This is a genomic window from Ruegeria sp. ABD4_443 (genome assembly GCF_056160865.1).
Genome location: NZ_JBSWYA010000012.1, coordinates 48,441 through 75,147, shown reverse-complemented (window position 1 = coordinate 75,147; position 26,707 = coordinate 48,441). Strand labels below are relative to the sequence as shown.

Annotated in this window: 24 protein-coding genes; 10 read left to right on the top strand and 14 right to left on the bottom strand. The window is 60.4% G+C overall.

Annotation, left to right across the window (positions count from 1 at the left end):
* Window positions 1-120: 120 nt before the first annotated feature.
* Both dnaJ and dnaK read right to left on the bottom strand, forming a co-directional pair.
* A complete protein-coding gene (gene dnaJ, locus ACXAG8_RS17430) occupies window positions 121-1,266 on the bottom strand; it encodes a molecular chaperone DnaJ (RefSeq protein WP_475229992.1) in 1,146 nt (381 codons plus the stop codon).
* A gap of 74 nt (window positions 1,267-1,340) precedes the next feature.
* A complete protein-coding gene (gene dnaK / locus ACXAG8_RS17425; protein ID WP_475229989.1) occupies window positions 1,341-3,248 on the bottom strand; it encodes a molecular chaperone DnaK in 1,908 nt (635 codons plus the stop codon).
* Window positions 3,249-3,461: 213 nt separating this feature from the next.
* Between dnaK and ACXAG8_RS17420 the strand changes: the two genes are divergently transcribed.
* Window positions 3,462-4,064, top strand: coding sequence for an alpha-ketoglutarate-dependent dioxygenase AlkB family protein (locus tag ACXAG8_RS17420; protein ID WP_475229986.1), 603 nt, complete (start codon window positions 3,462-3,464; stop codon window positions 4,062-4,064).
* On the opposite strand, the gene ACXAG8_RS17415 is transcribed toward ACXAG8_RS17420, so the two are convergent.
* Window positions 4,061-4,882, bottom strand: coding sequence for an ABC transporter permease (locus tag ACXAG8_RS17415; RefSeq protein WP_475229981.1), 822 nt, complete (start codon window positions 4,880-4,882; stop codon window positions 4,061-4,063). The genes ACXAG8_RS17420 and ACXAG8_RS17415 overlap by 4 nt on opposite strands.
* Before the next feature lie 122 nt (window positions 4,883-5,004).
* On the opposite strand from ACXAG8_RS17415, the gene cysQ reads away from it, so the two are divergent.
* The 7 genes from cysQ to ACXAG8_RS17380 all read left to right on the top strand — a co-directional run bounded on the left by cysQ (window position 5,005) and on the right by ACXAG8_RS17380 (window position 13,005).
* The gene (gene cysQ / locus ACXAG8_RS17410; RefSeq protein WP_475229976.1) at window positions 5,005-5,802 is read left to right on the top strand and encodes a 3'(2'),5'-bisphosphate nucleotidase CysQ; all 798 of its coding nucleotides are present in this window, start codon (window positions 5,005-5,007) and stop codon (window positions 5,800-5,802) included.
* On the top strand, window positions 5,802-6,602 hold the full coding sequence (locus ACXAG8_RS17405; RefSeq protein ID WP_475229973.1) for a 3-deoxy-manno-octulosonate cytidylyltransferase family protein: 801 nt from the start codon (window positions 5,802-5,804) through the stop codon (window positions 6,600-6,602). The genes cysQ and ACXAG8_RS17405 overlap by 1 nt, the downstream gene beginning before the upstream one ends.
* A gap of 73 nt (window positions 6,603-6,675) precedes the next feature.
* Window positions 6,676-7,659: a UDP-glucose 4-epimerase GalE gene (galE, locus tag ACXAG8_RS17400; RefSeq protein ID WP_475229970.1), complete on the top strand. Its 984-nt coding sequence runs from the start codon at window positions 6,676-6,678 to the stop codon at window positions 7,657-7,659.
* 7 nt (window positions 7,660-7,666) lie between these two features.
* A complete protein-coding gene (locus tag ACXAG8_RS17395) occupies window positions 7,667-8,716 on the top strand; it encodes a glycosyltransferase family 2 protein (RefSeq protein WP_475229967.1) in 1,050 nt (349 codons plus the stop codon).
* Window positions 8,717-8,881: 165 nt separating this feature from the next.
* Complete coding sequence (locus ACXAG8_RS17390; protein ID WP_475229964.1) at window positions 8,882-9,868, top strand: glycosyltransferase family 2 protein; 987 nt, start codon at window positions 8,882-8,884, stop codon at window positions 9,866-9,868.
* The gene (locus tag ACXAG8_RS17385; protein ID WP_475229961.1) at window positions 9,865-11,565 is read left to right on the top strand and encodes a DUF5927 domain-containing protein; all 1,701 of its coding nucleotides are present in this window, start codon (window positions 9,865-9,867) and stop codon (window positions 11,563-11,565) included. The genes ACXAG8_RS17390 and ACXAG8_RS17385 overlap by 4 nt, the downstream gene beginning before the upstream one ends.
* 6 nt (window positions 11,566-11,571) lie before the next feature.
* Complete coding sequence (locus ACXAG8_RS17380; protein WP_475229958.1) at window positions 11,572-13,005, top strand: nodulation protein NodH; 1,434 nt, start codon at window positions 11,572-11,574, stop codon at window positions 13,003-13,005.
* A gap of 6 nt (window positions 13,006-13,011) precedes the next feature.
* Here the strand turns inward: ACXAG8_RS17380 and ACXAG8_RS17375 are convergent, their stop codons facing one another.
* From ACXAG8_RS17375 to hslO, 8 genes are all read right to left on the bottom strand, one after another.
* Window positions 13,012-13,530, bottom strand: a complete 519-nt coding sequence (locus ACXAG8_RS17375) for a L,D-transpeptidase family protein (protein WP_475229956.1) — start codon at window positions 13,528-13,530, stop codon at window positions 13,012-13,014.
* Between the two features lie 59 nt (window positions 13,531-13,589).
* The gene (locus ACXAG8_RS17370) at window positions 13,590-14,375 is read right to left on the bottom strand and encodes an ion transporter (protein ID WP_475229952.1); all 786 of its coding nucleotides are present in this window, start codon (window positions 14,373-14,375) and stop codon (window positions 13,590-13,592) included.
* A 20-nt stretch (window positions 14,376-14,395) separates the two neighbouring features.
* Window positions 14,396-15,625 (bottom strand): class I SAM-dependent RNA methyltransferase, encoded by a 1,230-nt coding sequence (locus tag ACXAG8_RS17365; RefSeq protein WP_475229947.1) that lies wholly within the window; start codon window positions 15,623-15,625, stop codon window positions 14,396-14,398.
* Between the two features lie 40 nt (window positions 15,626-15,665).
* Entirely contained in the window at window positions 15,666-17,498 is a 1,833-nt protein-coding gene (locus tag ACXAG8_RS17360) for an ABC transporter ATP-binding protein (RefSeq protein WP_475229942.1), read from the bottom strand.
* Window positions 17,495-19,333 (bottom strand): ABC transporter ATP-binding protein, encoded by a 1,839-nt coding sequence (locus ACXAG8_RS17355; RefSeq protein WP_475229937.1) that lies wholly within the window; start codon window positions 19,331-19,333, stop codon window positions 17,495-17,497. The genes ACXAG8_RS17360 and ACXAG8_RS17355 overlap by 4 nt, the downstream gene beginning before the upstream one ends.
* 194 nt (window positions 19,334-19,527) lie before the next feature.
* On the bottom strand, window positions 19,528-20,685 hold the full coding sequence (locus tag ACXAG8_RS17350) for a CCA tRNA nucleotidyltransferase (protein ID WP_475229933.1): 1,158 nt from the start codon (window positions 20,683-20,685) through the stop codon (window positions 19,528-19,530).
* Complete coding sequence (locus tag ACXAG8_RS17345) at window positions 20,682-21,287, bottom strand: CoA pyrophosphatase (protein WP_475230001.1); 606 nt, start codon at window positions 21,285-21,287, stop codon at window positions 20,682-20,684. The genes ACXAG8_RS17350 and ACXAG8_RS17345 overlap by 4 nt, the downstream gene beginning before the upstream one ends.
* Window positions 21,271-22,257, bottom strand: coding sequence for an Hsp33 family molecular chaperone HslO (hslO, locus tag ACXAG8_RS17340; RefSeq protein WP_475229930.1), 987 nt, complete (start codon window positions 22,255-22,257; stop codon window positions 21,271-21,273). The genes ACXAG8_RS17345 and hslO overlap by 17 nt, the downstream gene beginning before the upstream one ends.
* 76 nt (window positions 22,258-22,333) lie before the next feature.
* Between hslO and ACXAG8_RS17335 the strand changes: the two genes are divergently transcribed.
* Entirely contained in the window at window positions 22,334-22,777 is a 444-nt protein-coding gene (locus tag ACXAG8_RS17335; RefSeq protein ID WP_475229926.1) for an NUDIX hydrolase, read from the top strand.
* Here ACXAG8_RS17335 and ACXAG8_RS17330 read toward each other — a convergent pair.
* Window positions 22,774-24,045, bottom strand: coding sequence for a PP2C family protein-serine/threonine phosphatase (locus tag ACXAG8_RS17330; protein ID WP_475229921.1), 1,272 nt, complete (start codon window positions 24,043-24,045; stop codon window positions 22,774-22,776). The genes ACXAG8_RS17335 and ACXAG8_RS17330 overlap by 4 nt on opposite strands.
* Window positions 24,046-24,196: 151 nt before the next feature.
* On the opposite strand from ACXAG8_RS17330, the gene ACXAG8_RS17325 reads away from it, so the two are divergent.
* Complete coding sequence (locus ACXAG8_RS17325; RefSeq protein WP_475229915.1) at window positions 24,197-24,526, top strand: Hpt domain-containing protein; 330 nt, start codon at window positions 24,197-24,199, stop codon at window positions 24,524-24,526.
* Here the strand turns inward: ACXAG8_RS17325 and ilvA are convergent.
* Together ilvA and ACXAG8_RS17315 are read right to left on the bottom strand one after the other, a co-directional pair.
* Window positions 24,523-25,749, bottom strand: a complete 1,227-nt coding sequence (gene ilvA / locus ACXAG8_RS17320; protein ID WP_475229911.1) for a threonine ammonia-lyase IlvA — start codon at window positions 25,747-25,749, stop codon at window positions 24,523-24,525. The genes ACXAG8_RS17325 and ilvA overlap by 4 nt on opposite strands.
* 58 nt (window positions 25,750-25,807) lie before the next feature.
* Entirely contained in the window at window positions 25,808-26,575 is a 768-nt protein-coding gene (locus ACXAG8_RS17315; RefSeq protein ID WP_475229908.1) for a hypothetical protein, read from the bottom strand.
* Between the last annotated feature and the right edge of the window lie 132 nt (window positions 26,576-26,707).

Sequence of the window (26,707 nt, the reverse complement as noted above, 5' to 3'; positions counted from 1 at the left end):
TTGGCCAGATGAAGAACGGATCCCCTGCTTCATCTGGCTCTAAATATCCCGGGGGAGTCGCGGCTTGCCGCGGCGGGGGCAGAGCCCCCTCGATAGCACTGCAACCTAACGCGCAGCGTTTCAGTTCTTCATCCCATCCCAAAAGGATTTGACAGATGAAAAGAAACTTTTTGATTCAGGATGGTTATCTTCACCCAGATCGTCAAATTCGCGCAAAAGCTCCTTTTGGCGGCTGGTCAGGTTCACGGGCGTTTCTACCGCCAGCTCGATGAACATGTCACCGACGCCGCCGCCGCGCAGTGCGGGCATGCCTTTGGCTCGCAAGCGCATTTGACGCCCTGACTGGCTGCCTGAAGGTATTTGAACGCGGCCGCGGCCGCCGTCGATGGTGGGAACCTCGATCGACCCGCCCAGCGCAGCCTTGGCCATGCTGACCGGGACGCGGCAGTACAGGTTTGTACCGTCGCGCTCAAACAGCTTATGCGGCGACACTTCGACAAAGATGTAAAGGTCGCCCGGAGGGCCGCCGCGCATGCCGGCCTCGCCCTCGCCGGCCAACCGAATTCGGGTGCCTGTTTCGACACCTGCGGGGATATTGACGGACAACCCCCGTTCCTTTTCGACACGGCCTGCGCCCTGGCAGGATTTGCAAGGGTTCTTGATGATCTGTCCCAGCCCCGAACAAGTCGGGCAGCTGCGTTCAACGGTAAAGAACCCCTGTTGGGCGCGGACTTTGCCCATTCCTGAGCAGGTCGGGCAGGTCGTCGGCTCTACGCCGCCTTCAGCGCCGGTGCCGTCGCAGGCCGAACAGGCGACAGCAGTTGGGACATTGATGGTTTTCTGAAGGCCGGAATAGGCCTCTTCCAACGTTACCCGAAGGTTATACCTCAGGTCAGAGCCGCGCGCGGCCCGGCGGCCGCCGCCCTGGCGGCCTCCGCCCATGAAGTCCCCGAAAAGGTCATCAAAGACATCCGAAAAGGCGCTTGAAAAATCGCCCTGGCCGAATCCTCCGCCGGGGCGGCCGCCCCCGCCCATGCCGTTTTCGAATGCAGCATGGCCAAAGCGGTCATAGGCGGCCTTTTTCTCGGCGTCGCGCAGAACATCGTAAGCCTCGTTGGCCTCTTTGAACTGCGCTTCGGCGTCGGGATTGTCCTTGTTGCGATCGGGATGCAGCTGTTTGGCTTTCGAGCGAAAGCCTTTCTTGATTTCATCCGCAGAAGCACCCTTGGACACGCCGAGCACTTCGTAATAGTCGCGTTTGGACATCAGTTCTTCCTTCTGCCTCAACGTAATCGGGCCGGCCCGGCAACCGGACCGGCCCGAATTGGCCCGGTTACCCGTTAGTTACGCTTGTCGTCGTCCAGATCTTCGAACTCGGCATCGACGATGTCATCGTCGCCGGGTGCGGCATCAGCGGCTGCCGGTTCGTCCTCGGCTTCTTCGGCTTGCGCCTTATAGATCGCCTCGCCCAGTTTCATGGCCGCCTCGGTGACGTTTTGGATGCCCGACTTGATCTTGTCGGCATTGTCTGTTTCCAGCTCATCCTTGAGCGCGGCAACGGCCAGTTCGATCGCTTCGACAGTCGACGGGTCGACCTTGTCGCCATGTTCCTCGATCGATTTCTCGGTCGCGTGGACAAGGCTTTCGGCCTGGTTCTTGGCTTCGACCAGTTCTTTGCGCTCTTTGTCGGCCTCGGCGTTTTCCTCGGCGTCCTTGACCATCTTTTCGATGTCATCATCGGACAGACCGCCAGAGGCCTGGATCGTGATCTTCTGCTCTTTGCCGGTGCCCTTGTCCTTGGCCGAAACCGAGACAATACCGTTGGCGTCGATGTCAAAAGTCACCTCGATCTGAGGCATGCCGCGCGGTGCGGGCGGGATTTCTTCAAGGTTGAACTGACCCAGGATCTTGTTGTCCGCAGCCATTTCCCGCTCACCCTGGAACACGCGAATGGTTACGGCGTTCTGGTTGTCTTCGGCGGTCGAGAAGACCTGAGACTTCTTGGTCGGGATCGTGGTGTTACGGTCGATCAGGCGGGTGAACACGCCACCCAGCGTCTCAATACCCAGCGACAGCGGGGTCACGTCCAGCAGAACCACGTCTTTGACGTCGCCCTGCAGAACACCGGCCTGAATGGCGGCGCCCATGGCAACCACTTCGTCAGGGTTCACACCTTTGTGGGGCTCTTTACCGAAGAACTTGGTGACCTCTTCGATCACTTTCGGCATCCGGGTCATACCACCGACCAGAACAACCTCATCCACGTCGTTCGCCGACAGCCCCGCGTCTTTCAGAGCAGCCGCACAGGGCTTCATAGACTTCTTGATCAGGTCCGAGACCAGCGATTCCAGCTTGGCACGGGTCAGTTTCATGACCATGTGCAGCGGCTGACCGTTCGAGCCCATCGAGATGAACGGCTGGTTAATCTCGGTCTGCGAGGTCGAGGACAGCTCGATCTTGGCTTTTTCAGCAGCTTCTTTCAGACGCTGCAGGGCCATTTTGTCCTGGCTCAGGTCGACACCGTGTTCTTTTTTGAACTCGTCCGCCAGGTAGTTGACGATGCGCATGTCAAAGTCTTCACCACCCAGGAAGGTGTCACCGTTGGTCGACTTTACTTCGAACAGGCCGTCGTCGATTTCCAGAATGGTCACGTCGAAGGTACCGCCACCAAGGTCATAGACCGCGATGGTTTGGGTTTCTTCCTTGTCCAGACCATAGGCCAGCGCGGCGGCTGTCGGTTCGTTGATGATCCGCAGCACTTCCAGACCGGCGATCTTACCGGCGTCTTTGGTGGCCTGACGCTGTGCGTCGTTAAAGTATGCCGGAACGGTGATAACCGCCTGCGTGACTTCCTCACCCAGATAGCTTTCTGCAGTTTCCTTCATCTTGCCCAGAGTGAAGGCCGAGATCTGGCTTGGGGAGTACTTTTCACCGCGGGCTTCGACCCATGCGTCGCCATTGCCGCCATCAACGATGGCATAGGGCACCATTTTCTTGTCTTTTTCGACTTCGGCATCATCCACGCGACGACCGATCAGACGCTTGACGCCAAAGATCGTGTTGTCGGGGTTGGTGACCGCCTGACGTTTCGCAGGCTGACCCACCAGACGCTCATCTTCTGTGAAGGCGACGATCGAGGGCGTGGTCCGCGCCCCTTCGGCGTTTTCGATGACCTTCGGCTGCGAGCCGTCCATGATGGCCACACACGAGTTGGTGGTACCGAGGTCAATCCCGATTACTTTTCCCATAATTTTGATCCCTTTCTCTTCAAGGCGATGTCCCGAGGCCGGGACCCGTTATGGCATCCCTGCCCCGATCTGATATGCGCAACGGTGCTACACCATCGCGCGTCGAGGCGTATATAAGGGCGGGATCGGGGGCCTGCAAGCGTTCAGAAATGCAGGTTTTCACGAATCTGCGGCCTTTTTGGCAAGGATTTGGAAAGGATTGGGGTTTCTGGAATGGCGCAGCTGCTTTTGCGTGGATTTGATATCCGAAAGGGCCATCTGGATACACCGGCGCAGATCGCCTTGGTCGAGCGGTTGCGACCGATTCTTAAGGCCGCGCCGCTTTACCGGCCGGTGACGCCGTCGGGCAGGGAAATGTCGGTCCGCATGACCTCGGCCGGGTCATTGGGCTGGGTGACCGACAAATCGGGCTATCGGTACCAGGACACCCACCCAAAAGGCGCGACATGGCCCATGATCCCACCCGAGATACTTGGCATCTGGCAGGACCTGACCGGCGCGGACCGACAGCCCGATTGCTGCCTGATCAACTATTACGGCGAAGGCGCGCGAATGGGCCTGCACCAGGACAAGGATGAGGCCGACTTCTCGTGGCCGGTCCTGTCGATCTCATTGGGGGATGATGCGCTGTTTCGGATCGGCAATACCACGCGCGGCGGCAAGACGGAATCGATCTGGCTGAACTCGGGCGATGTCGTGATCATGGGCGGACCGGCGCGGCTGGCTTATCACGGGGTAGACCGGATCAGGTTCGGCTCGTCGCGCCTGTTGCCCAAAGGCGGGCGCATCAACCTGACCCTACGGGTTGCCAGCTAGCGGCGGGCGCTCCAGCTTTGCGAGGCGTGTTTCTTGGTGAAAAACACGCCAAGCAGTCCGATCATCAACAGGGCAACACCCACCCAGACCGCGTATTCCCAGTTTGTGTTGCGGGGAAAGTAGTTGCGGAAGATGAACCCCCTGCATTGGTCGATGATGTGAAACAGCGGGTTCCACGCAAACATGCCCAGCATGAACCCGCCCAGCGCGTTTGCGGCGAACATCTTGCCCGAAAAGATCATGTTCATACGCCGATAGACATTGCTGAGTATGTTTGACGTGTTCGGAAGCCACGGTTTCAGTGCCATGAAAATAAGACCGACCGCGCAGCCCGTGAACCAGGCCAGCAGCAACATGCCAAAGGCACCGCCCGGTTCCTGAATTTCAAGCGGCGCTATGCCGACGCTATAGGCAAACAGGATCACCACCAGCGACATGACCTGCGTATAAAGCGTGCCAAAGGCCGCGGCCAGCAGCATCACCATCATGTTCATCGGCGAATGCAGCATCATCGGGTTGCTGGCCGCCGAGACACCGGAAATGGCGCCGACCGATTTGACATGCGTGATGAACAGGAAAACGCCGGACAGCAGGTACAACATGAACTCGCCGCGAATCTTGGCCACGCGGGTCCCCATGAAGGACATGATCAGGTAAAAGACCGCAACCAGCAGGACCACCTGAACGATGTTCATCACGATCGCCATGACCGCGTTCGAATGCTGTGACCGCACGTTGCGCACCACCGCGTGAAACACCAGCTCGGCCGTAGTGACCAGGCTGCCCAAAAGGGAGTTGTTTCGCTTGTAATAGAACACTCGAAGGCTCTTTCCCGCTGTTATGCCTGCAAACTCGCACGAAATTCTTGCTGTTCCGTATCCGGCACAGCATAAGGCCGTCAGGTTATTGGATCAACAAACCACAGGAACGGAGCATTTTTGTGACCTACGACGCGCTTATTCCCGCAATCAGACGCCTGGCCCTAGAAGCGGGCGACAAGATCATGGAGATCTACGAGGCGGATGATTTCGACGTCAAAGTCAAATCCGATGCCAGCCCCGTAACCGAAGCGGACGAGGCCGCGGACGCGCTGATTTCCGCCGGGCTGCGCAAGGCATTTCCCGATATCCTGCTGGTGACCGAAGAACAGGCGGCATCGCATTCGGAAAAGGGCGACACGTTCCTGATCGTCGATCCGCTGGACGGCACCAAGGAATTCATCAACCGGCGCGGCGATTTCACCGTCAATATCGCGCTGGTCGAAAACGGTACCCCGACGCGCGGCGTGGTGTACGCCCCGGCCCGCGGGCGCATGTTCTATACCCAGCCCGACGGGCAATCGGTCGAAGAGACCGGCGCCCTGGACAAAGACCAGCCCGGCGCCGTGACGCCGATTTCAGTGTCTGAACCGGACAATTCCGCGCTTTTGGTCGTGGCCTCGAAATCGCATCGCGACCAGGCCACGGACGACTATATCAACAAGTACCAGGTTCAGGACAGCAAGAGCGCGGGATCGTCCCTGAAATTCTGCCTGGTCGCCACGGGCGAGGCCGACCTGTACCCGCGCGTGGGTCGCACGATGGAATGGGACACCGCCGCAGGTCACGCCGTGCTGGCCGGGGCCGGTGGCAACGTGGTGCGCTTTGACGATCACGCGCCGCTGACCTATGGCAAGGACGGCTATGCCAATCCGTTCTTCATCGCCTATGCGCCCGGCGTGGACCTGAAAGAAGCCTGATGTCGGTTCTGATCGCCATCCCCGCCCGCTATGCCTCGTCGCGCTATCCCGGCAAGCCGCTGGTCCCGCTGACCGGGGCGAACGGAACCGCGATGACGCTGATCGAAAGGTCCTGGCGGGCGGCCTGTTCGGTCTCGGGTGTCGACCGGGTGGTTGTCGCAACCGATGACGACCGCATTCGGGATGTCGCCCAGGGCTTTGGGGCCGAAGTGGTCATGACCTCGGAATCCTGCGGCAACGGAACCGAACGCTGTGCCGAAACCCATGCGGCGCTGGGCGGTGGATATGATATCGTGGTCAACCTGCAGGGCGACGCGCCGCTGACCCCGCATTGGTTCGTCGAAGACCTGGTCAAGGGCCTGCGCGCAGCCCCCGATGCCGGGGTCGCAACCCCTGTGCTGCGCTGCGACGGCGACGCGCTGAACGGGTTGTTGAACGACCGCAAGCACGGGCGCGTCGGTGGCACGACGGCGGTTTTTGGCGCAGATCGAACCGCGCTCTACTTCTCGAAGGAAGTGATCCCCTTTACGTCGGAAACCTACGCCAGCGCCGACCCTACACCCGTGTTTCACCATGTCGGCGTCTACGCATATCGCCCCGACGCCTTGGCGGCCTATCCGGGCTGGCCGACCGGACCGCTTGAAACCCTGGAAGGCCTCGAACAATTGCGCTTTATGGAGAACGGGCGCAAGGTTCTGTGCGTCGAGGTCGAAGCCAGAAACCGCCAGTTCTGGGAACTGAACAACCCCCAGGACGTCGCCAAGATCGAGGACATGATGGCCGCCATGGGGCTGGACTGACCGAAAGCGCTGACAAACCGGTGCCCGCCCTGGACGCCGGATCGCGGCACAACCAGATACGGCAGGGATGCAGATGACCCACATATTGGTTACCGGCGGCGCCGGCTATATCGGATCACATGCCTGCAAGGCGCTGTCGCGCGCGGGCTATGTGCCCGTGACCTTCGACAACCTGGTGACCGGCTGGCAGGACGCGGTCAAATACGGCCCCTTCGAACAGGGTGATTTGTTGGACCGCGCGCGGCTGGACGAGGTTTTTGCCAGGTACCAGCCCGCCGCAGTGATGCATTTCGCAGCCCTCAGCCAGGTGGGCGAGGCGATGTCCGAGCCGGGCCGGTACTGGTCGAACAACGTGACGGGGTCGCTGACCCTGATCGAGGCCGCAGTAGCCGCGGGCTGTTTGAACTTTGTCTTCTCGTCGACCTGCGCGACCTATGGTGAACATGACAATGTGGTTCTGGACGAGAACACGCCGCAGCTTCCTTTGAACGCCTATGGCGCCTCGAAGCGCGCGATCGAGGACATCCTGCGCGATTTCGAGGCCGCGCATGGGCTGAACCACGTGATCTTTCGCTATTTCAACGTGGCGGGCGCCGACCCGGACGGAGAGGTTGGAGAGTTTCACCGCCCCGAAACGCATCTTGTGCCGCTGATGCTGGACGCGATTGACGGCAAGCGCGATGCGCTGACCGTCTTTGGCACGGATTACGATACACCCGACGGAACCTGCATCCGGGATTACGTTCACGTTTGCGATCTTGTCGATGCGCATGTGCTGGGCCTGAACTGGCTTGAGCAGGGCAAGGGCAGCCGGGTGTTCAACCTGGGAACCGGCAGCGGTTTTTCCGTGATGGAGGTGATCGGCCATTCCAGAGCGGTCACCAATCGTGACGTGCCCTATCGCGTCGGAGCGCGCCGCGCGGGCGATTGCACCAAGCTGGTATCAGGTTCGGTCCGCGCAGGCGCCGAACTGGGCTGGACCCCGAATCGGTCCACGTTAGAAACTATGATTGCCGATGCCTGGCGGTGGCATCAGAACGGCCACTACGAGAAATGAGCCGGATGTGACCGATACCCCTGAACCGATCGGATGGGTACAGCAATACCGATTGCGCCTGAAACGGCGGCGTCTGCTGTGGCGGTCATTTCGCAGCAGACATCACCTGACCTGCCTGGCTGACCGGACGGGCGGCATAAGGCCCGGCGCGATCCTGGCCTTTACCACACTGCGCAATGAAATCACCCGCCTGCCCTGGTTTTTCAGGCATTATCGCGGCCTCGGGGTGGACCACTTTCTGATGGTGGACAATGGCAGCGACGACGGCACGGTCGCGTTCCTGGCCGACCAGCCGGATGTATCGCTGTGGCAAACCGATGCCCCATACCGGGCGGCGCGGTTTGGCCTCGATTGGCTGACCTGGTTGCAGATGCGGTACGGTCACAACCACTGGACCCTGATGGTGGATGCGGACGAACTGCTGGTCTATGCGCAACACGACACGCGCCCGCTGCCGATGCTGACCGATTGGCTGCAAACCCGTGGGGTTAACGCCTTTGGTGCGTTGATGCTGGATCTCTATCCGCATGGTCGGCTGGGGGATCAATCCTATGACCCGAATACCGACCCGACCGAGGCGCTGGGCTGGTTTGACGCCGGGCCTTACAGGGCGCAACGTCAGACCCCATTGGACAACCTGTGGGTTCAGGGCGGTGTCCGCGAACGCGCGTTCTTTGCCGACCGGCCTGAACGGTCACCGACCCTGAACAAGATCCCGCTGGTGCGCTGGTCCCGGCACTATGCCTATGTCAATTCGTGCCACTCGGCCCTGCCCCGGCACCTGAACCATGCCTATGACGGGCCCGGAGGCACCGCACCTTCGGGCGTATTGCTGCACACGAAGTTCCTGCCTCAGGTCATCGGCGATTCCCAAACCGAAAAGCAAAGGCGCCAGCATTTTCACGACCCCGACCAGTTCGGTTCGTATTATGACGGGATCATTGCCCGGCCCTGCCTGCGAAACGCGAACTCAGTCCGGTACACGGGGTGGAAACAGTTGCAGCATCTGGGCCTGATGGCGCCTGTTCCCTGGGAGAACGGGGAATTCTGCATCTAAAATACCCGTTTCAAACTAACGTGTTATAAATACGTTGCCTCGTACTGTGCCAAAGTGTCATAAATTCGTAAGTTGCCCGGCACCACTCTGGCCGCACCACGCCCCGGGCATGCTCGCGAGTAAAAGAGGTTGAGCAGTCGCGTGAGCCTTTTGGATTCCTATCGCATGAGACTACGGCGCAAGCGCCGCCTCTTGCGCTGCATGCGAAAACGCAAGGATCTGAAGGCCGTCAGCAACAACACATCGAAGATCAGGCGCGACACGATCCTGCTGTTGAGCGTTGTGCGCAACGAAAAGATCCGGCTGCCCTATTTCCTGGCCTATTACCGAAAGCTGGGCATCGAACATTTCCTGTTTGTCGACAACGAAAGTGACGATGGCACCTGCGAATACCTGCAGGAGCAGCCCGACGTTTCGCTGTGGCGATCCGGCGCAAGTTATAAAAACGCGACATTCGGTGTCGATTGGACGAATTACCTGCTTCGGAAATACGCGCATGACCACTGGGTCCTCACGGTCGACCCAGATGAATTCTTCATCTACCCGTTTTGCGATACGCGCCCGATCCGGGCCCTGACCGACTGGCTGGACGGCACCGGGGTGCGCAGTTTCGGCACAATGCTGATCGACATGTACCCCGAAGGCCCCATTCAGAACGCCCCCTATCACGAAGGCCAGAACCCGTTCGAGGTCGCCTCGTGGTTTGACTCAGGCAATTACATGATCTCGAAGAACCCCGACTATGGGAACCTGTGGATCCAGGGCGGCCCGCGCAGCCGGGTCTTTTTCCGCGATGCCCCCGAAAAGGCACCGGCGCTAAACAAGATTCCGCTGGTGAAATGGGACAAACGATATGTCTATGTCAGCTCGACCCATGCCCTGCTGCCGCGCGGGCTGAACCAGGTCTATGACGAATGGGGGGGCGAAAAGGCCAGCGGCGCCTTGCTGCACGCCAAGCTGATCGACACGCTGGGCGAAAAGGTACGCGAAGAATTGCAGCGCAAGCAGCATTACCGTGGCTCTGATGAATACCGCGCCTATCTGGAACAGCTCGAAGACAAACCGGTCTTCTGGTGCAAATGGTCCGAGAAATACATCAACTGGCGCCAGCTCGAAATTCTTGGCCTCATGTCGAAAGGCAACTGGGCTTGAGCACGCTTGGCATCATTATGCTGGTTCACACCGAACTGGACAGGGCCGAACAGGTGGCCCGGCATTGGGCGGCCTCTGGCTGTCCGGTGGTCATTCATGTCGACCGCAAGGTGAATGCGCGCGCGCATTCGGGATTTGTCGCCGCCTGCGCCGATGAGCCGTTGATCCGTTTTTCCGACCGTCATGCCTGCGATTGGGGGGGATGGGGCATTGTCGCCGCCACGCAATCCGCCGCAGTCATGATGCTGTCGCACTTCCCCGATGTTCGCCACGTCCTTTTGTCGTCGGGGGCGTGCCTGCCGCTGCGCCCGGTTCATGACCTTGTCGAATACCTGGCCGACCGGCCCCGCGTCGATTTCATCGAAAGCGCCACCACCGCCGATGTCAGCTGGACTGTCGGCGGCCTTGATGTCGAACGGTTCACGCTGCGGTTCCCGTTTTCCTGGCGCCGTCAGCGAAAACTGTTCGACTGGTATGTCCGGCTGCAACGCGCGGTCGGGTTCAAGCGCGCGATCCCCGAAGGCTTGGTGCCACATATGGGAAGCCAGTGGTGGTGCCTGACGCGACAAACCCTGTCAGCCATCCTGCAAGACCCCAAACGGGCGGTCTATGACCGCTATTTCCGCCATGTCTGGATACCGGATGAAAGCTATTTCCAGACCCTGGCACGCCTGTATTCCACCCATATCGAAAGCCGGTCGCTTACGTTGTCCAAGTTCGATTACCAGGGCAGGCCCCATATCTTTTACGATGACCACCTGCAATTGCTGCGGCGGTCCGACTGCTTTACCGCACGTAAGATCTGGCCACGGGCGGATCAACTATACCAGGCTTTCCTAACCGACCTAACCCGCGCGGTGAAACCGGCAGAGCCTAACCCGGGCAAGATCGACCGCATATTCTCGAAAGCTGTCGAGCGGCGCACCCGCGGCCGCGACGGGCTGTATATGCAAAGCCGGTTTCCACGGCACGGCAGCGAAATCGGCCTGACCTCGTTCCCCTATTCCATGTTCCAGGGCTTTGCCGAACTGTTCGAGGATTTCGAGCCCTGGCTGGCAAATGCCACCGGAACGCGGGTTCACGGGCATCTCTTTGATCCCGACCGGGCCGAGTTTGCCGAAAGTCAGGCCACGACCACCGGGGCGCTCAGCGATTGCGCCCGGCTGCGCGACTATAACCCGACCGCCTTCATGTCCAACCTGATCTGGAACACGCGCGGTGAACGGCAATGTTTCCAGTTCGGACCCCGGGACACACAGGCGATCAACTGGTTTCTGGCCCGCGACAAGAACGCCCAGATCTCGGTCGTGACCGGTGCCTGGGCCTTGCCGCTGTTCCGGTCCAACCTGAATTTCGGCGATATCCGCAGCCAGGCCGCCCGGCTGCAGCAGATCGAATGCAAACAGCTTGAGGTTCTGGATTCCGTCTGGACCAAGGCCAATGTCCGCATCTGGAACCTGGCCGAATTTGTCGAATCCCCGATGGAGCCGCTTCAGACAATCCTGGATGAGATCGGAACCACGCAGCCCGGCTACCTGTCGCAGGCGCCCAGGATGGTCGATTTGACCGGGTTCGGAAAGTTCCTGCAAAACCTGAAAAATCAGGGAATGCACCCCTATCTGATGGGGGATTTCCCGCCCGACGAAGTGATCGGGCCGCAGTCGCGGCCTTACCGAAAACCGTACCTGGTGCAATAGCTTGGCATGACAGCCCGCTTTGATTATTTCATCCTGCTTGCCGAGATGCGCACGGGTTCAAACCTGCTTGAGGCGCATCTGAACGCGCTTGGCGACGTGGCCTGCCATGGCGAAGCGTTCAACCCGCATTTCATCGGTTATCCGAAAAACACCACCCTTTTGGGCCTGACGCAAGACCAGCGGGACGCCGACCCGGCCCTGCTGATCCGGGCCATCAGGAACAATCCTGGCGCGCTGAACGGGTTCCGGTTTTTCCACGCCCATGATCAACGCATTTTGCACCCGGCGCTGGACGATCCGCGATGCGCCAAGATCATCCTGACCCGCAATCCGCTGGACAGCTATGTGTCGCTCAAGATCGCGCGCGCGACGCAGCAATGGCAACTGACCAATGTCAAACGTCGGCGCGAAGCCCAGGTCGCGTTCGATCCCGACGAGTTTTCCGACTATCTTGAACATCAGCAGCAATATCAGCTGGAATTGCTCAACCGGCTTCAGGTGTCCGGGCAGGCTCCGTTTTATATCAACTATGACGATCTCAATCGCCTGGACATCCTGAATGGGCTGGCGGCCTGGTTGGGTGTGTCCGGCCGGCTAGAGTCGCTGGGCAAGGATTTGAAACCCCAAAACCCCGCCCCTGCCCGGTCAAAGGTGACAAACCCCGAACAGATGGAAAGCGCCCTGTCGGGGATGGACCGGTTCAACCTGCAGCGGACCCCCAATTTCGAACCACGCCGCGGACCCGCCGTGTCGCGTTACGTTGCGGCCGCCGAAACGCCGTTGCTTTACCTGCCGGTTCGCGGCGGCCCCGAAGACACGGTTGCCGCCTGGCTTGCGGACCTGGACAGACGATCAACGGATGACCTGGTGTCGGGCCGGAACCAGAAACAGATGCGCAAATGGATGGAGGCCCGGCCCGAACACCGCAAGTTCACAGTGTTGCGCCATCCGCTTGCCCGCGCCCACAGCGTGTTTTGCCAACGTATTCTGGACACGGGGCCGGGGGCCTATGTCAGCATTCGAAACACGCTGCGCAAACAGTTCAAACTGCCGATACCGGGCGAAATCCGGCCCAACAACTATGACCTTGATCAGCATCGCGCGGCCTTTGCGGCGTTTCTGAAATTCCTCCGGCAGAACCTGTCAGGGCAAACCCAGGTCCGTGTGGATGGCCTGTGGTGCGGTCAGGCCCAAACGCTGGAAGGTATCGCCGCCTTTGCGGTACCGGACATGACGTTGCGCGAAGAGGAGTTGGCACAGGCCTTGCCAGACCTTGCGCGCAAGGTGGGCCACCCGAATCCGCCCGACCCCAGTCCCCCCCGGCCGGACGGGCCTTTTGCCCTGTCCGAGATTTACGACGAAGACCTGGAAACACTGGCTTCGGATGCGTATCAGCGCGATTACCTGCTGTTCGGGTTTCAGAACTGGAAACCCCTGTGACCCGGATCAGGGTCGCAGGGTGATGACCGTTCCCCTGTTGACCATCGCATAGATCTCTTCGATCTCGTCGTTCTTGACGGCGATGCAGCCCGCGGTCCAATCCGGGGTCTTTTTCGCCCGCTTGAATTCCGACCGCAGGTTCGGTTGCCCGTGGATAAAGATATCGCCGCCCGGATCCAGTCCAAACGCCTTGGCCTTGGCAACATCTTCCGAATTGGGGTACGAGATTCCAAGCGACAGGTGGTACCGGCTGCGCGGATTGCGGCGGTCGATCAGATATGTCCCCTCGGGCGTGCGGCCATCGCCGCGCTTGACCTTGGTGCCCCGGGGCGCAAACCCAAGATCCACGTCATATTCTCGCAAAACGCTTTCATTGTGCAGAAGATAAAGTTTCCGCGCGCCCTTGTTGACCACCAACGAGGTCACCTCGGGGCCGCTATAGGAAAGAAATTTGGGGCTTGCTGAGGCACATGCCGAAAGGCTCAGCGTTGCCATGGCCCCCAATCCGAATGCTCGACGATCCATTGATTTCACTGCCTGCTATTTTTTTGTGGGTATTATGCCAAAAAATGAAAAAACTGAAATCACTTTTTGCTGTGTGCCTGTTCGATAATGCGTTGTTCGATGGCTTCCAGCCTTTCAAGCACCTCATCCCGATAGGCGTCGGTCTTGACCTCGTCTTCGGCATGGTGCGCGTCCTGCATCGAATTGACGATCAAACCAACCAGCAGGTTCACCACCGCAAAGGTGGTAACCATGATAAACGGCACGAAAAACAGCCATGCATAGGGGTATTCCTGCATCACCGGACGCACGATGCCCATCGACCAGCTTTCAAGCGTCATGATCTGGAACAGCGTATAGGCTGACAGGCCAAGGTCGCCAAACCAGTCGGGAAAGGACTGGGAAAACAACTTGGTCGCGATGACGGCCCCGATATAGAACAGGATCGCCATCAAAAGGAACACGCTGGCCATGCCCGGCAGCGCCTGAATGAACCCCTCGACCACCCGGCGCAGACGCGGCGCAACCGAAATCACGCGCAAAACCCGCAGAATTCGCAGGGCCCGCAAGACCGACAGGCCCGCACCGCCCGGCACCAGCGCAATCCCGACGATCACAAAGTCGAAAATGTTCCAGCCATTGGTGAAGAACAGCCGCCCGCGCGCCACCAGCTTCATCGCGATCTCGGCAACAAAGATTGCCAGGCAGATCGTATCAAGCGCAACGATCAGAGGTCCGGCCCTGTCCATCAGGGTGGGCGATGTTTCCATGCCCAGCAAAACCGCGTTGACCAGGATGACACCGGTGATAAAACGCGAAAACCCGGTGCTTTCGACAAATCCCAGCAGTTTCTGGCTGAACCCCATTCTGGCGGCCTCCTGTTTGATCACGATTTCGGCGAAAGGGTGAACTTTGCCACCAGTTCGGCATGCGACGACCATCGAAATTGGTCAACCACCTGTACCCATTCAAGGGTATATCCCGAATTAACAAGCTGCCGGGCGTCGCGGGCGAAACTGACCGGGTTGCACGAGACATAGGCGATGACCGGACGCATGGCCTGGGCCAGCTGGTCGGTCTGGGCCTCGGCTCCGGCGCGGGGCGGGTCCAGGACCACGGCGTCGAAACGGGCCAGCTCGTCCGGCATCAGCGGACGGCGGAACAGGTCGCGCGCCTCGGTCGTGACCTTTTTCAGCCCCTTTGCCTTGCGCCAACCGGCATCCAGGGCATCGGTCATTGCGCGCTCGCCTTCGACCGCGTGAACCTCGGCCGATTGTGCCATCGGCAGCGAAAAGGTGCCGCTGCCCGCAAACAGGTCAACAACCCGCTTTGCATTCCCCACGATCTCGCAAACGGCCTGTATCAGGCTCTGTTCACCGTCTTTTGTCGCCTGCAGAAACGCGCCGGGCGGGGGGACAACGGCGGCGGGGCCGAATTGCTGTACCGGCGGATGACGGGTCGCGATCACCTCGCCATCCCATGTCAGGCGTGCCAGCCCATGCCGTTCTGTCGCCTGCGCCAGTGTCAGTTCCAGCGGTCCGTCCAGGGGTTTGCCGCCACGGACCGACACATCCAGCCCGGTGTTGGACAGGGTCAGCGTCACGGCCAATACGCCCTTGCGGCTGCCGCCCAGAACGGCAAGGTTTTCGGCAACCGGGATGGCCGCAACAAGGGCCGGGTCCAGCAATAGGCAATCGGGAATTTCGGTAATCGTTTCCGACGCCCGACCGTGAAATCCGGCCAGCGTCCCCTTCTTGGTCCGGCGGACAGCAATGGTGGCGCGGCGGCGCGTGCCGGGCGACGAGGTATGGATCGGGCGCATCGGTGCCTGTAACCCTTGCGCCGCCAGAGCGGTCCGCACGACGTCAACCTTCCAGCCCGCCACAAAAGCGTCGGATGCGTGTTGCAACTGGCACCCGCCACACGCCTTGTAGTGGCGGCAGGGCGCGCGAACCCTGTCATCCGAGGGTGTTCCGACGCGGATATCCTCAAGCGTCGACCCCGCCAGCCTGCCGCTGATCACTTCACCGGGAAGGGTGCGGGGGGCATAAACAGGCCCCTCGGCAATGCCGTCGCCCTGATGGCCCAGCCGAAGAATGGTGTAATCTTGCGTCATAGGCGGCCTGATACAGGGGCGCTGGCGGATAAAAAAGCCCCTATTCCGCGGCTTCGGTCTGAATGAACCCGCCGGACTGCCGGTGCCAGAACCGTGCATAAAGCCCGTTTTTGTCCAGCAGCCTGTCATGGGTGCCATCCTCGACGATCCGGCCCGCGTCCAGAACGATGATCCGGTCCATTTCGCTGAGTGTCGATAGCCGGTGCGCAATCGCAAGAACCGTCTTGCCTTCCATGACCCGGTGCAATGCCGCCTGGATCGAGGCTTCGACTTCGGAATCCAGCGCCGAGGTGGCCTCGTCCAAGACAAGGATCGGGGCATCCTTGAGAATGGCGCGGGTCAGGGCAATGCGCTGCCTTTGGCCGCCGCTCAGCTTGACGCCCCGTTCCCCCAGATGGGCATTATATCCCGTTCGACCCTGCGCATCCTGCAACCCCAGGATAAAGTCATGCGCCTCGGCCTTTGTTGCGGCAGCGATCACCTCTTGTTCGGTGGCGTCGGGACGGCCGTACAGGATATTGTCGCGGGCGGACCGGTTGAACATCGCGGTTTCCTGCGTGACCATTCCGATATGGCGGCGCAAACTGTCCTGCGTGACCCGCGCAATGTCCTGCCCGTCGATCCTAATCACGCCGCTTTCCCTGTCGTAGAGCCGCAACAACAGCGACACCAGCGTGGATTTACCCGCCCCCGAGGCGCCGACGATCCCAAGCTTTTCGCCCGGCCTTATGACCAGGTTCAGGTCCGACACGCCGCCAATGTCCCGCCCATAGGCGAACCGGACATTGTCGAACGCGATCTGTCCGTCGGGCACCGTCAACGGTTTCGCATCGGGCGCGTCTTCGACCCGCTGGCGCTTGGCCAGCGTCTTCATGCCGTTTTCAACCTCGCCGACATTGGCGTAAAGGCCCATAAGGGTGAAACTGACCCAGCCCGTCATCTGGGACACACGGATCGACACGGCACCCGCGGCCACGATATCGCCGGTCGTGGCCTGACCGGCCTGCCACAACAGGACGGTCGCCCCCAAAAGAAGAACCGGCAGCACTCCGGCCAAGGCCATCAGCACAAACCGGAAACTCGCCGAAAGGCGACCGAATTCCAGCGAACGCTCTCGCAGGTTCTCCATGGATTTTCGCGCCGACCGGTCCTCGAACGCGGAATGGGCGAACAACTTGACCGTCTTGATATTGGTGATGGTGTCCACCACTTGCCCCGTCACATTTGCACGCGCCCCCGCCCGCGCCGCCGACCGGTGGCGTATGCGCGGCAAATACCAGCGCACCAGCAGGAAATACCCTGCCAGCCACAGGACAAATGGCAACAGAACAAGCGGGTGAATAGACCCTAACAAAAGCAAAGACCCCGCCATCGACGCCAGCGCAAAGACGATTGCGCTGATGGTCTCGGACACAACCGAGGTCAGCGCGGTTGAGGTCTGCATCTGTTTTTGCGCAATGCGGCCGGCGAAATCATCGTCGAAATAGGTCACGGATTGCCCAAGGGTCCACCTGTTCAGCCGGGCCAGGATCAGGGGCGGAAGGTTGGGCATGACGATATAGTTGTTCGAAACCGATGACAGGCCAAACATCAGCGGGCGCAGCAGAATGAAAAACGCAATCGCCCCGAGGATCATCCCCATGTTGTCCGCCGTCAGAAAGCCCTGCGGCCCCGCAACGGTTGCGGCATCGATGAATTTTCCCAGGATCCACGCGGTTCCGGCCTCAAGCGCACCGGCCACACCCGAGAACAGGGCCGCGACAAACAGCATCGGCCACGCACCCGACAGACACCAACGAATGAACGCCGCCAATGTCTGCGGCGGGGGCGTTTGCGTTCCGGAAAACGGGTCGATCAGATCGGCTATCTTCACTCGGCTGCCTCCGGGTTCATGAAACCACCTGATTGCCTTGCCCAGAACTGAGCGTAAAGCCCCCCCTGTGCCAGCAGGTCCGAATGAGAGCCCTCTTCGACAATCCGTCCCTTGTCCATCACCAGGATGCGATCCATCTGGGCGATGGTGCTTAAACGGTGGGCAATGGCGATAACCGTCTTTCCCTGCATCATCCCGTAAAGCGTTTCCTGGATCGACGCCTCGACCTCGGAATCCAGCGCCGAGGTCGCCTCGTCCAGCAACAGGATCGGCGCGTCTTTCAGGATCACCCGCGCAAGCGTCACACGCTGGCGTTGTCCCCCGCTCAGCTTGACGCCGCGCTCGCCGACATGGGCGTCATACCCTGTTCGGCCCTGCGGGTCCTGCAGCTCCAGGATAAAGTCATGCGCCTCGGCCTGTTTGGCGGCGGCAATCATCTGCTCTTCGGTGGCATCCGGGCGCCCGTACAGGATGTTGTCGCGCACTGACCGGTGCAACAGGGCGCTGTCTTGCTGAACCATGCCGATCCGGCTGCGCAAACTGTCCTGGGTCACTGACGAGATGTCCTGACCATCTATTTCGATCGCCCCGTCCTCGACGTCGTAGAACCGCAACAGCAGCTTGACCAGCGTCGATTTCCCGGCGCCCGACCGCCCGATCAGCCCGATCTTTTCGCCCGGTCGGATCGAGATATTGACGTGATCCAACCCGCCGGTTTCCCGTCCATAGTGATGCGACAGGTCGCGCAGTTCGATCGCGCCGGATGTCAGGTCCAGGGGCGTGGCCCCCTGTTGATCCAGCAGGTCAACCGGCTGCGCGATGGTTTGCATCCCCTCGGCCACGACACCAAGCTGACGGAAAAAGCTGGTCAGCGCCCACATGATCCACCCGGTCATCGCATTCAGCCGCAATGTCAGCGCAGTTGCCGCGGCAACAACCCCGACCGATGCGCTGCCCTGCATCCACAGGTAAATCGCCCACCCGACGACACCGACGATCAACAGCCCGTTCAACGAGACCAGCACCGCATCCATGATGGTGAATATCCGCATCTCGACCTGAAAGGTACGGCGCGTTTCCTCGATCGCCTCGCGGGCATAGTCCAGCTCTTGGCTGTCATGGGCGAACATCTTGACCGAGTGGATGTTGGTATAGCTGTCCACGACCCGGCCCGTCACGGTTGAACGCGCATCTGATGCGGCCTGCGACGCCGGGCCAACCCGCTGAACGGTCCAGCGGACCAGCAAACCGTAAAGCGCAAGCCAGATCAGCAGCGGCAGCAACAGGCGCGGGTCGGCCGCCGCCAACAGGACCGCCGCCCCGATCATATAGGCCAGCGAAAAGGAAATCGCGTCAAAGACCTGAAAGATCACCTCGCCCGCAGCGGGCGGTGTCTGCATGATCCGGTTGGCAATGCGCCCGGCAAAATCGTTTTCAAACCAGCCGACGGACTGGCGCAGAACGTGTTTGTGGGCCCGCCACCGGATCAACGTCCCGAAATTGGGCAGGATGGCGTTGTTCAGCAGCATCACATCGACGACGTGCAGGATGGGTCGCAGCAACAGGATGAATGCGGCGATCAACAACAATTCGGTGCCATGTGCCTGCCAGACCTGCGCAGGCGACCCCGCCAGCAGGTCGACGACGCGGCCCATGTAATAGATCAGGCCAACCTCGACCGCTGCTACGATGACCGACATAAGGGCAGTCCAGACAAACACCCGAAAGAACGGGCGCGAATAGTCCAGCATAAAGGGCCACAGGCGCGTGGGCGGGGTATCAACCTCGTCATAGGTGATAAACGGGTCAACAAGATTTTCGAAGAAACGAAACATGGATAAGTGCTCCGGTTTGAGCAGGTAAACAGATCATGCGAAAGAAGATGGCGCCAGAACACCACCCCAACGGGTCGAGTGTCCCGGCCTTAGCCGAACCAGATCCCGTAATACATTCGCAGTCCTCCATCCATGTAACAGGCGCACCCTAGCCAAAAACGATCCGGTTTGTCATCCCCTTTTGAGACTTTATGTCACTCGGCCAGCAATTGCGCGCGACCCAGCGTGAAACCGGACGCGATCCAGCGCGCCTCGAGCTCTGACAGTTTCTTGCCCAGCGCGGGGCCCGTGAACTTGGGGATCAGGTCCTGCGCCCGGACCGGAAAACTGGCGCTTGCGCCGTCTTTCAACGCCGTTGCCAGGTCATCCGACCAGGGGCGTTCCAAGAACGCACAGCGCAGAAGCGTTTCGTGCAACCCGCCCTCGGCACCGTACCGGTATCCAAGCTCGGCCACGCTGGCGGTTCCCATCGCCTCGTCCCGCATCCGGGTCAGGCGTTGCAATTGCGAACGGCTCAGCCGCAGGGTCTTGGCGGTATCGGGCGCGGCAATCGCTGCAAGGCGCCGAACCGGCTCGGCCGTTGCGCCAGCGGCCTGTTCAAGCGCGACAAGAACGGCCAGCGACCGGTCATCCGCGCCGGGCAGCACCGCGCCCAGAACCCCCGCTCCGCGCATCGCGGCGATGGCCGGCGCCGGGTCAGGCGCAGCCAGCAGTTTGAGTATTTCGGCACCCACCCGTTCACGCGAAAGCTGTTCCAGCCCGTCAAGGTTCGATGCAATGGCATCCAGCGCATCGGGGTCGAACCCGGCCGCCGCATCGCCATACCAGGCGTGAAACCGGAAATATCGCAGCGACCGCAGGTAATCCTCGCGAATACGGTCTTTGGCCTGCCCGATAAACCGCACATGCCGGGCGTTCAGGTCCGGCAGGCCGCCCAGCGGGTCAAGCAGGGTGCCGTCCGGGCGGGCATACAGCGCGTTCATGGTGAAATCGCGCCGCGCCGCGTCCTCTGACACGGTGTCGGAAAACGCCACCGTGGCGCGGCGACCATCGGTTTCAACGTCACGGCGAAAGGTCGTGATTTCATGCGGGATGCCCCCGCTGACCACGGTGACGGTTCCATGTTCGATACCCGTCGGGATAGCCTTGAGGCCGGCCCCCGCCGCAAGTTCGACCACCCGTTCGGGATGCGCATCCGTGGCAATATCAATGTCCGAGGCCGCGGCCCCCAACAGCGCATTGCGCACGCAGCCACCAACAAAGAACGCCTGGGCGCCGCCATCCGTCAGCGCCTTGCAGACATCCTGAGTGGCCTGCAACTGTATCCAATCATCGGTGATGATCTGCGTCATTCACTTACTCGCGCTGCCAATCCCCGTAACATCCGCGCCGTCGCGCCCCAGATGTAATAGGGACCGTAAGGCACAGCGAAATAATATCGTCTCTGACCACGCCAGCGGCGCGACTCGATGACATAATTCGCCGGGTTCAGCACATGCGCAAGCGGAACTGAAAAAACCTCGTCAACTTCTCCGGGTTCTGCCACCGGATCGAAATCCTGTTCAAGAATGGCGACGACTGGCGTCACGGCAAAGGATGTCACGGTTTCATGCACCGGCAAATGGCCCAGAACGCGTGGAAGATCGGATGGCAGGCCGATCTCTTCATGCGCCTCACGCAGGGCGGTCGCGGTAACGTCCCGATCGGTTTCATCCTGCTTGCCGCCGGGAAAGGCAATCTGACCGGGGTGATGTTTCAACGCCGAGGACCGCTTGGTCAAAATCAGCCGGGGCCCCTGCCGGGTCAGCGAAATTGGCACCAGAACCCCGGCAGGGCGCAGTTTTCGCCCCGCTGGCAAAACGGTCTCTGGGTTCAGGTCAAAATCGCTTGACCCGCCGCCGGGGCGGGTCAGGGCGCGGGTCAGCTGGGCAACGGCGTCACGCACGGCCTGCATCGTCGGCATCGAACCCGACCGTTTGCGGATCAAGCACGTAATGGGCGCCGCAGAACTGACAGTCAGCCGTCACCAGACCTTCGGGGGTTGTCATCTTTTCGATGTCCCGGGCCGAATAGATCGACAGGCTTTGGCGCACGCGGTCCTCGGAACAGGTGCAGCCGAACTTGACCGGCTGGGCGTCATAAACCCGCGGCTGTTCCTCGTGGAACAGACGGACCAGCAAATCGGTCGGCGCAACCGAAGGACCAATCAGTTCAAGATCGTCAACCGTATCGAGCAGGATGTTCACCCGACCCCAGTTCTCGCCTTCGTCCCCGTCGACCAGATCCCCGGCGGACAGGATTTCGCCTGTGCCCTCGCCCGACGCCACAAAGGGCGACGCCTTGGGCATGTGCTGCAGCATCACCCCTCCGGCGCGCCAATGTTCGCCGACACCGGGTTCGGTCGATTTTCCGAAGCTCAACGAGAACCGCGTCGGCAGCTGTTCGGACTGGGCAAAATACGCCTCGGCACAGGCGCGCAGCGAACCGCCCGCCAGCGGCGTGATCCCCTGATAGGGCTGCGTGCCCTCGCCCTGATCGATCATGATGGCGAAATACCCTTCGCCCACCTGATCGAAAGGGGCGCTGTCGGTCAGGCGATCGCGGTCAAAGCTGGCATAGGCGCGAATCTGCGCGGGCTGCCCCGGATCCGTTGGCGCATAATAGTCGGTCGCAATCATCCGAACCGGCCCCTTTGACTGTACCTGCAGCGACAATTTCCAGCGCAGCGCGACAGTCTGGCCGATCAACGCGGTCAGCAAGGCCATTTCGGCCACCAGCGCTTCGACCTGTTCCGGATAGTCATGCTGTTTCAGGATGCCGTCCAGCACCCCGTCCAGCCGCGCAACGCGGCCGCGCATATCCGATACGTCGAGTTGAAAGGGCAGGACGGTATCGTCCCACGCGATTTTCGTTCCAAGAGACATGGGGTTTCCTTACACGCCACGGGTTGGCATACCGCAACCATATAGGTCGAACAAATTTGGTTGAAAGGGGCCATACATGATCAGACGGTTCGGCGAAAGCCCCGAAGCCGGGCGCACCTATACGCGGCGCGTGAGCGTTTATGCGCTGTTGCCGCGCAACGGGCACCTGTTGCTGACCTGCCAGACCGAACCCGGACCGGACCTGCAACTGCCGGGCGGCGGCATCGACCCCGGTGAATCCCCGGTTACCGCGCTGCATCGCGAAGTGTACGAGGAAACCGGATGGCGGATTGCCGCGCCGCGCCGGGTCGGCGCCTTCCGCCGGTTCACCTTTATGCCCGAATACGACCTGTGGGCCGAGAAAGTCTGCATGGTCTATTGCGCCCGGCCCGTTCTGTGCATGGGCCCCCCGACCGAAGAAATGCACGAGCCCGTTTGGATGGCCGTCGCCGATGCGGCCCAGATGCTGGGCAATGCAGGTGACAGGCATTTTGCCACGCAGGTCCTGCGGCGGCTTTAGGGGCCGTTATATTCGAAGAAGACTGCCGATATATCGTCTTCGGCCCCCGCGCCCGGGGCCATTTCCTGCGTCAGGCGCCAAAACAGGTCATCAAGAAATTCGGTCTTGCCACGCCCGGTGCTGCATCCCATCGCCATCCGGTGCAGACCGTCTTCGTCCAACAGGTTTCCATCGGCCAGGCGGCATTCGGTGAAACCGTCGGAATACAGCAGCAAACGATCCCCCGGTTTCAGATAGGCCTCGGTCTGTTGGAATTGGACATCGGCCAGCAATCCAATGGGCAACCCCCCTTCGCCAATGAATTCGGCATCACCATTTTCGCGCAGCAGCAGCGGGTGGGGATGGCCGGCCTGAACCATTTTCAAATGTCCGTTGCGCAGGTCGACGATGGCGTAGACCATGGTGAAATATTCTTCGATACCGGTATCGGCCATGAGGCGTGAGTTCAGCGTTTCCGCGACCTCTTCGGGCGGCAGAAGGGCATAGAACCGGTTGAAACGCTGCTGCATGGCCACGTTCTGATCGAAATGGGTGCTGGACAGGTAGCCGCCCAGCCGCGCGGTCATCATCGCCGATGTAATGCCATGGCCGGACACGTCGATACTGTAGAATCCCAGCCGGTTTACCCCCGGTGAGAACATGCCGACCAGGTCGCCGCCGATGTGCCCGCAGGGTTTCAACAACAGGCTGACCCGCGATTTTCCGAAATCCCGCGTCAATTCCGGCACAAGGGATTCCTGAATTTTGCGGGCCTGCATCAGGTCCTTGTCGATGGCGTCATGGGCCAGCCGCAACTCCTCCAGCGCGGTCTCGATCAGCCGGTTCTTGTCGGAAAGTTCACGCTGCATGTCCAAAATCCGCGCGCCGGCAGATATGCGCGCGCGCAGCTCATCGGCCTCAAGCGGTTTGATCAGGAAATCATCGGCACCGGCATCCAGTCCGCGCGCGACCTCTTGCTTTTCACTTTTCGAGGTCAGCAGGATGAAATAGGTGTACTGGTCCTTTTCCAGTTCCCGAAAGGCGCGGCAGAAATCCAGCCCGCTCATCCCCGGCATGACCCAGTCGCTTAGCACCAGGTCCGGCAGGTCTGCGGCGCACAGGGCGATCGCATCCTCGCCGCAATCAGCCTCAAGAACGGTAAACCCCCATTTTTTCAACGACGCCACAAGGATGCGACGCTGCAGGCGGCTGTCGTCGACGACCAGAACCTTTCGGATCGCGCCAAAATCCAGTTCGACCCTGGCGTCTGTTTGACTGGTTAGTGGCACCCTGATTCCCTGCGTTCCGATTGACCGGTTGTGATCAAAGGCTAGGCTGCGCGGCTTAAGATACCGTGAAAACCACCAATGAGCCTGCCCGCCGCGCTTAACCGGGTGTTTACGCAAACCCGGCTATCCATAGACCAAAGCGGAGGCGGTTATGATCAACTGGCCCAGGGTCAATCAGTTGCGCGACGAGGTCGGCAGGGATGAATTCGACGAGGTCGTGGAAATCTTCCTCGACGAGGTACAGGATGTCATGGTCCGCCTGCGCCAGGACACCGAACGACAGGATTTGGAACAAAACCTCCATTTCCTGAAAGGAAGCGCGCTGAGCCTTGGGTTCGACAGCTTTTCCCGCCTCTGCCAGGATGGCGAAAGGCGGGCCGCGGCCGGGGCGGCGGCAGAGGTGGATATCGACGCCATCCTGGCCGCCTATGACGAATCCCTTGCCCTGTTCCAGTCAGGTCTGACCCAAAACCTGGCCTAGATCACGAACTGCGCCAAAGTCTCGTCTTCGGTGATGTCGGTATAGGTGAACCCGGCCTCGTCCAGATGGGCGAACAGGCGCATGAAATTCTCGGGCTTGCGGGTTTCGATCCCGATCAGAACAGACCCGAAATTGCGGGCCGATTTCTTCATGTATTCGAACCGGGCGATGTCGTCCTCGGGGCCTAGGATGTTCAGGAACTCTTTCAACGCGCCGGGGCGCTGCGGCAGGCGCAGGATAAAGTACTTTTTGATACCGGAATACCGTTGGGCGCGCTCTTTCACCTCGGGCAGGCGTTCGAAATCGAAGTTCCCGCCAGAGGTCACGCAGACAACCGTCTTGCCACGGACAAAGCTCTGGATGTCGCCCACGGCCTCGATCGCCAGCGCACCGGCGGGCTCAAGGACGATGCCTTCGACATTCAGCATTTCGATCATCGTGGTACAGATGCGGTCTTCGGACAGGACCAGTACGTCGGACAGGTGACGCGACTTCAGCAGTTCAAACGGCTTGGCGCCGATCCGGCCCACCGCCGCACCGTCAACGAAGTTGTCGACGTGATCCAGCGACACCGGATGCCCCGCCGCCATCGCCGCGTGCAGGCACGCGCCCCCGCGCGGCTCGACAAACAGGCAATGGGTCCGATCCCCGAACCAGGTGGCAACGCCCGCCGACATTCCGCCACCACCAACCGGCAAGACGACATGGTCGGGCACGCCGCCCAATTGTTCCTCGATCTCGACCGCAAGCGAGGCCTGCCCTTCGATCACATCCGCGTCGTCAAAGGGCGACAGGAAATGCCCGCCCTGTTCCACGCACCATTTTTGCGCGGCGGCCAGCGTGTCGTCGAAATAGTCGCCGATCAGGTGGATTTCGATGTTGTCGCCACCAAAAATGCGGGTCTTCTGGATTTTCTGCTGCGGCGTGGTCACCGGCATGAAGATCACGCCGCGCACATTCATGTGTTTGCACATAAAGGCCACGCCTTGCGCGTGGTTTCCCGCACTGGCGCAAACAAATAATTCCTGCCCCGGCTGCTTGCGCATGGCGTTGAACGCACCGCGGATCTTGTAGGACCGCACCGGGCTGAGGTCTTCGCGCTTGAGCCAGATATCCGCGCCATAACGGTCGGACAGATGGGCATTGCGCTGCAAAGGCGTTGCCGGAAAGACAGAGCGCATCGCCTGTTCGGCGGCGCGGGCGCGGGTCATGAAATCGCTCATGCTGGCCTCCGTGACCTATCCCGACCAAAAGAGCAAGGAATACATCTGGGAACGAGCCTCAACCCAGCTCTCGGCCTTCCACAAAAACACCGTACATCGTGGTCAGAACGCTGACATTGATCAGCGGAAGAACCAGAAGGGATGCGAACAGAACAAGAAGCACGCCCAATACCGGAACCAGCATCAAAACCGTGCTGACCACCTGCACAAGCAGTTGAAACAGAACAGCAACAATCAGCAGAACCACGATGGCGCCCGCCGTACCTGTTGTCCTGTTCCATGCCTCGGACAGGCTAAGCGGATGGCCAATGGCGGCGGCGGGAAGAATGATCATCAGGGGAAAAAGCCCGACCGACACAAACAGCGAATAGGCAACCGTAAGGACCACGGACAAACCAACCGACTGTTCGCCGATAACGGCCAAAAGGAACATCAGCGGCAGAAACGCAATCAGCCCGATCAGGGCCAGCATCAGCCCCCGGCCGAAATAGGCAAGGATTCGGTCAAACCTGAACTCGGGCAGAAATCCGGTCGGGTATTCCTCGAGCAGGATGAAACGGTGCCAGGACACGGCTATCCAGAACATGATGATCCACATCACGACGATCAGCGCCGCCAACAGCATGCCGATGCTTCCAGCCGACACACCCGGCGGCAATCCGGCAGCCGAGTCGTCAAAAACCTCAAGCGGAACGCCAAGCATGATAAACGCCGCTGCAATCAGGATCGTCGCGATCAGAACCGGACCGACGGTGATCTGAAGCACCTGTTTGATATTGCCAAACACCATACGCACCGAATGTGCAAAAATCTGCCAGCCCAGCATAAAAATTACCCCTGTTGAAAATCCCTGTTGGTCTACCACCCGTTTCACCCCAAATCCCCTTATGGGTCAACGCTGATAACTTGCCCCCGCGTGCAAAACCCGCTAGGGGCCAAGCGTTCTACGCATAAAGGG

Excerpts from the sequence above, each read along its gene's own strand:
- ACXAG8_RS17325 (WP_475229915.1), top strand. The coding sequence starts at position 24,197 with ATGATCAACTGGCCCAGGGTCAATCAGTTGCGCGACGAGGTCGGCAGG.
- ACXAG8_RS17350 (WP_475229933.1), bottom strand. The coding sequence starts at position 20,685 with ATGACGCAGATCATCACCGATGATTGGATACAGTTGCAGGCCACTCAG.
- galE (WP_475229970.1), top strand. The coding sequence starts at position 6,676 with ATGACCCACATATTGGTTACCGGCGGCGCCGGCTATATCGGATCACAT.
- ACXAG8_RS17370 (WP_475229952.1), bottom strand. The coding sequence starts at position 14,375 with ATGGGGTTCAGCCAGAAACTGCTGGGATTTGTCGAAAGCACCGGGTTT.
- ACXAG8_RS17365 (WP_475229947.1), bottom strand. The coding sequence starts at position 15,625 with ATGACGCAAGATTACACCATTCTTCGGCTGGGCCATCAGGGCGACGGC.
- ACXAG8_RS17355 (WP_475229937.1), bottom strand. The coding sequence starts at position 19,333 with ATGTTTCGTTTCTTCGAAAATCTTGTTGACCCGTTTATCACCTATGAC.
- ACXAG8_RS17390 (WP_475229964.1), top strand. The coding sequence starts at position 8,882 with ATGAGACTACGGCGCAAGCGCCGCCTCTTGCGCTGCATGCGAAAACGC.
- ilvA (WP_475229911.1), bottom strand. The coding sequence starts at position 25,749 with ATGAGCGATTTCATGACCCGCGCCCGCGCCGCCGAACAGGCGATGCGC.
- ACXAG8_RS17380 (WP_475229958.1), top strand. The coding sequence starts at position 11,572 with ATGACAGCCCGCTTTGATTATTTCATCCTGCTTGCCGAGATGCGCACG.
- dnaK (WP_475229989.1), bottom strand. The coding sequence starts at position 3,248 with ATGGGAAAAGTAATCGGGATTGACCTCGGTACCACCAACTCGTGTGTG.
- ACXAG8_RS17375 (WP_475229956.1), bottom strand. The coding sequence starts at position 13,530 with ATGGATCGTCGAGCATTCGGATTGGGGGCCATGGCAACGCTGAGCCTT.
- ACXAG8_RS17420 (WP_475229986.1), top strand. The coding sequence starts at position 3,462 with ATGGCGCAGCTGCTTTTGCGTGGATTTGATATCCGAAAGGGCCATCTG.
- ACXAG8_RS17335 (WP_475229926.1), top strand. The coding sequence starts at position 22,334 with ATGATCAGACGGTTCGGCGAAAGCCCCGAAGCCGGGCGCACCTATACG.
- hslO (WP_475229930.1), bottom strand. The coding sequence starts at position 22,257 with ATGTCTCTTGGAACGAAAATCGCGTGGGACGATACCGTCCTGCCCTTT.
- ACXAG8_RS17405 (WP_475229973.1), top strand. The coding sequence starts at position 5,802 with ATGTCGGTTCTGATCGCCATCCCCGCCCGCTATGCCTCGTCGCGCTAT.
- dnaJ (WP_475229992.1), bottom strand. The coding sequence starts at position 1,266 with ATGTCCAAACGCGACTATTACGAAGTGCTCGGCGTGTCCAAGGGTGCT.
- ACXAG8_RS17315 (WP_475229908.1), bottom strand. The coding sequence starts at position 26,575 with ATGCTGGGCTGGCAGATTTTTGCACATTCGGTGCGTATGGTGTTTGGC.
- ACXAG8_RS17345 (WP_475230001.1), bottom strand. The coding sequence starts at position 21,287 with ATGCAGGCCGTGCGTGACGCCGTTGCCCAGCTGACCCGCGCCCTGACC.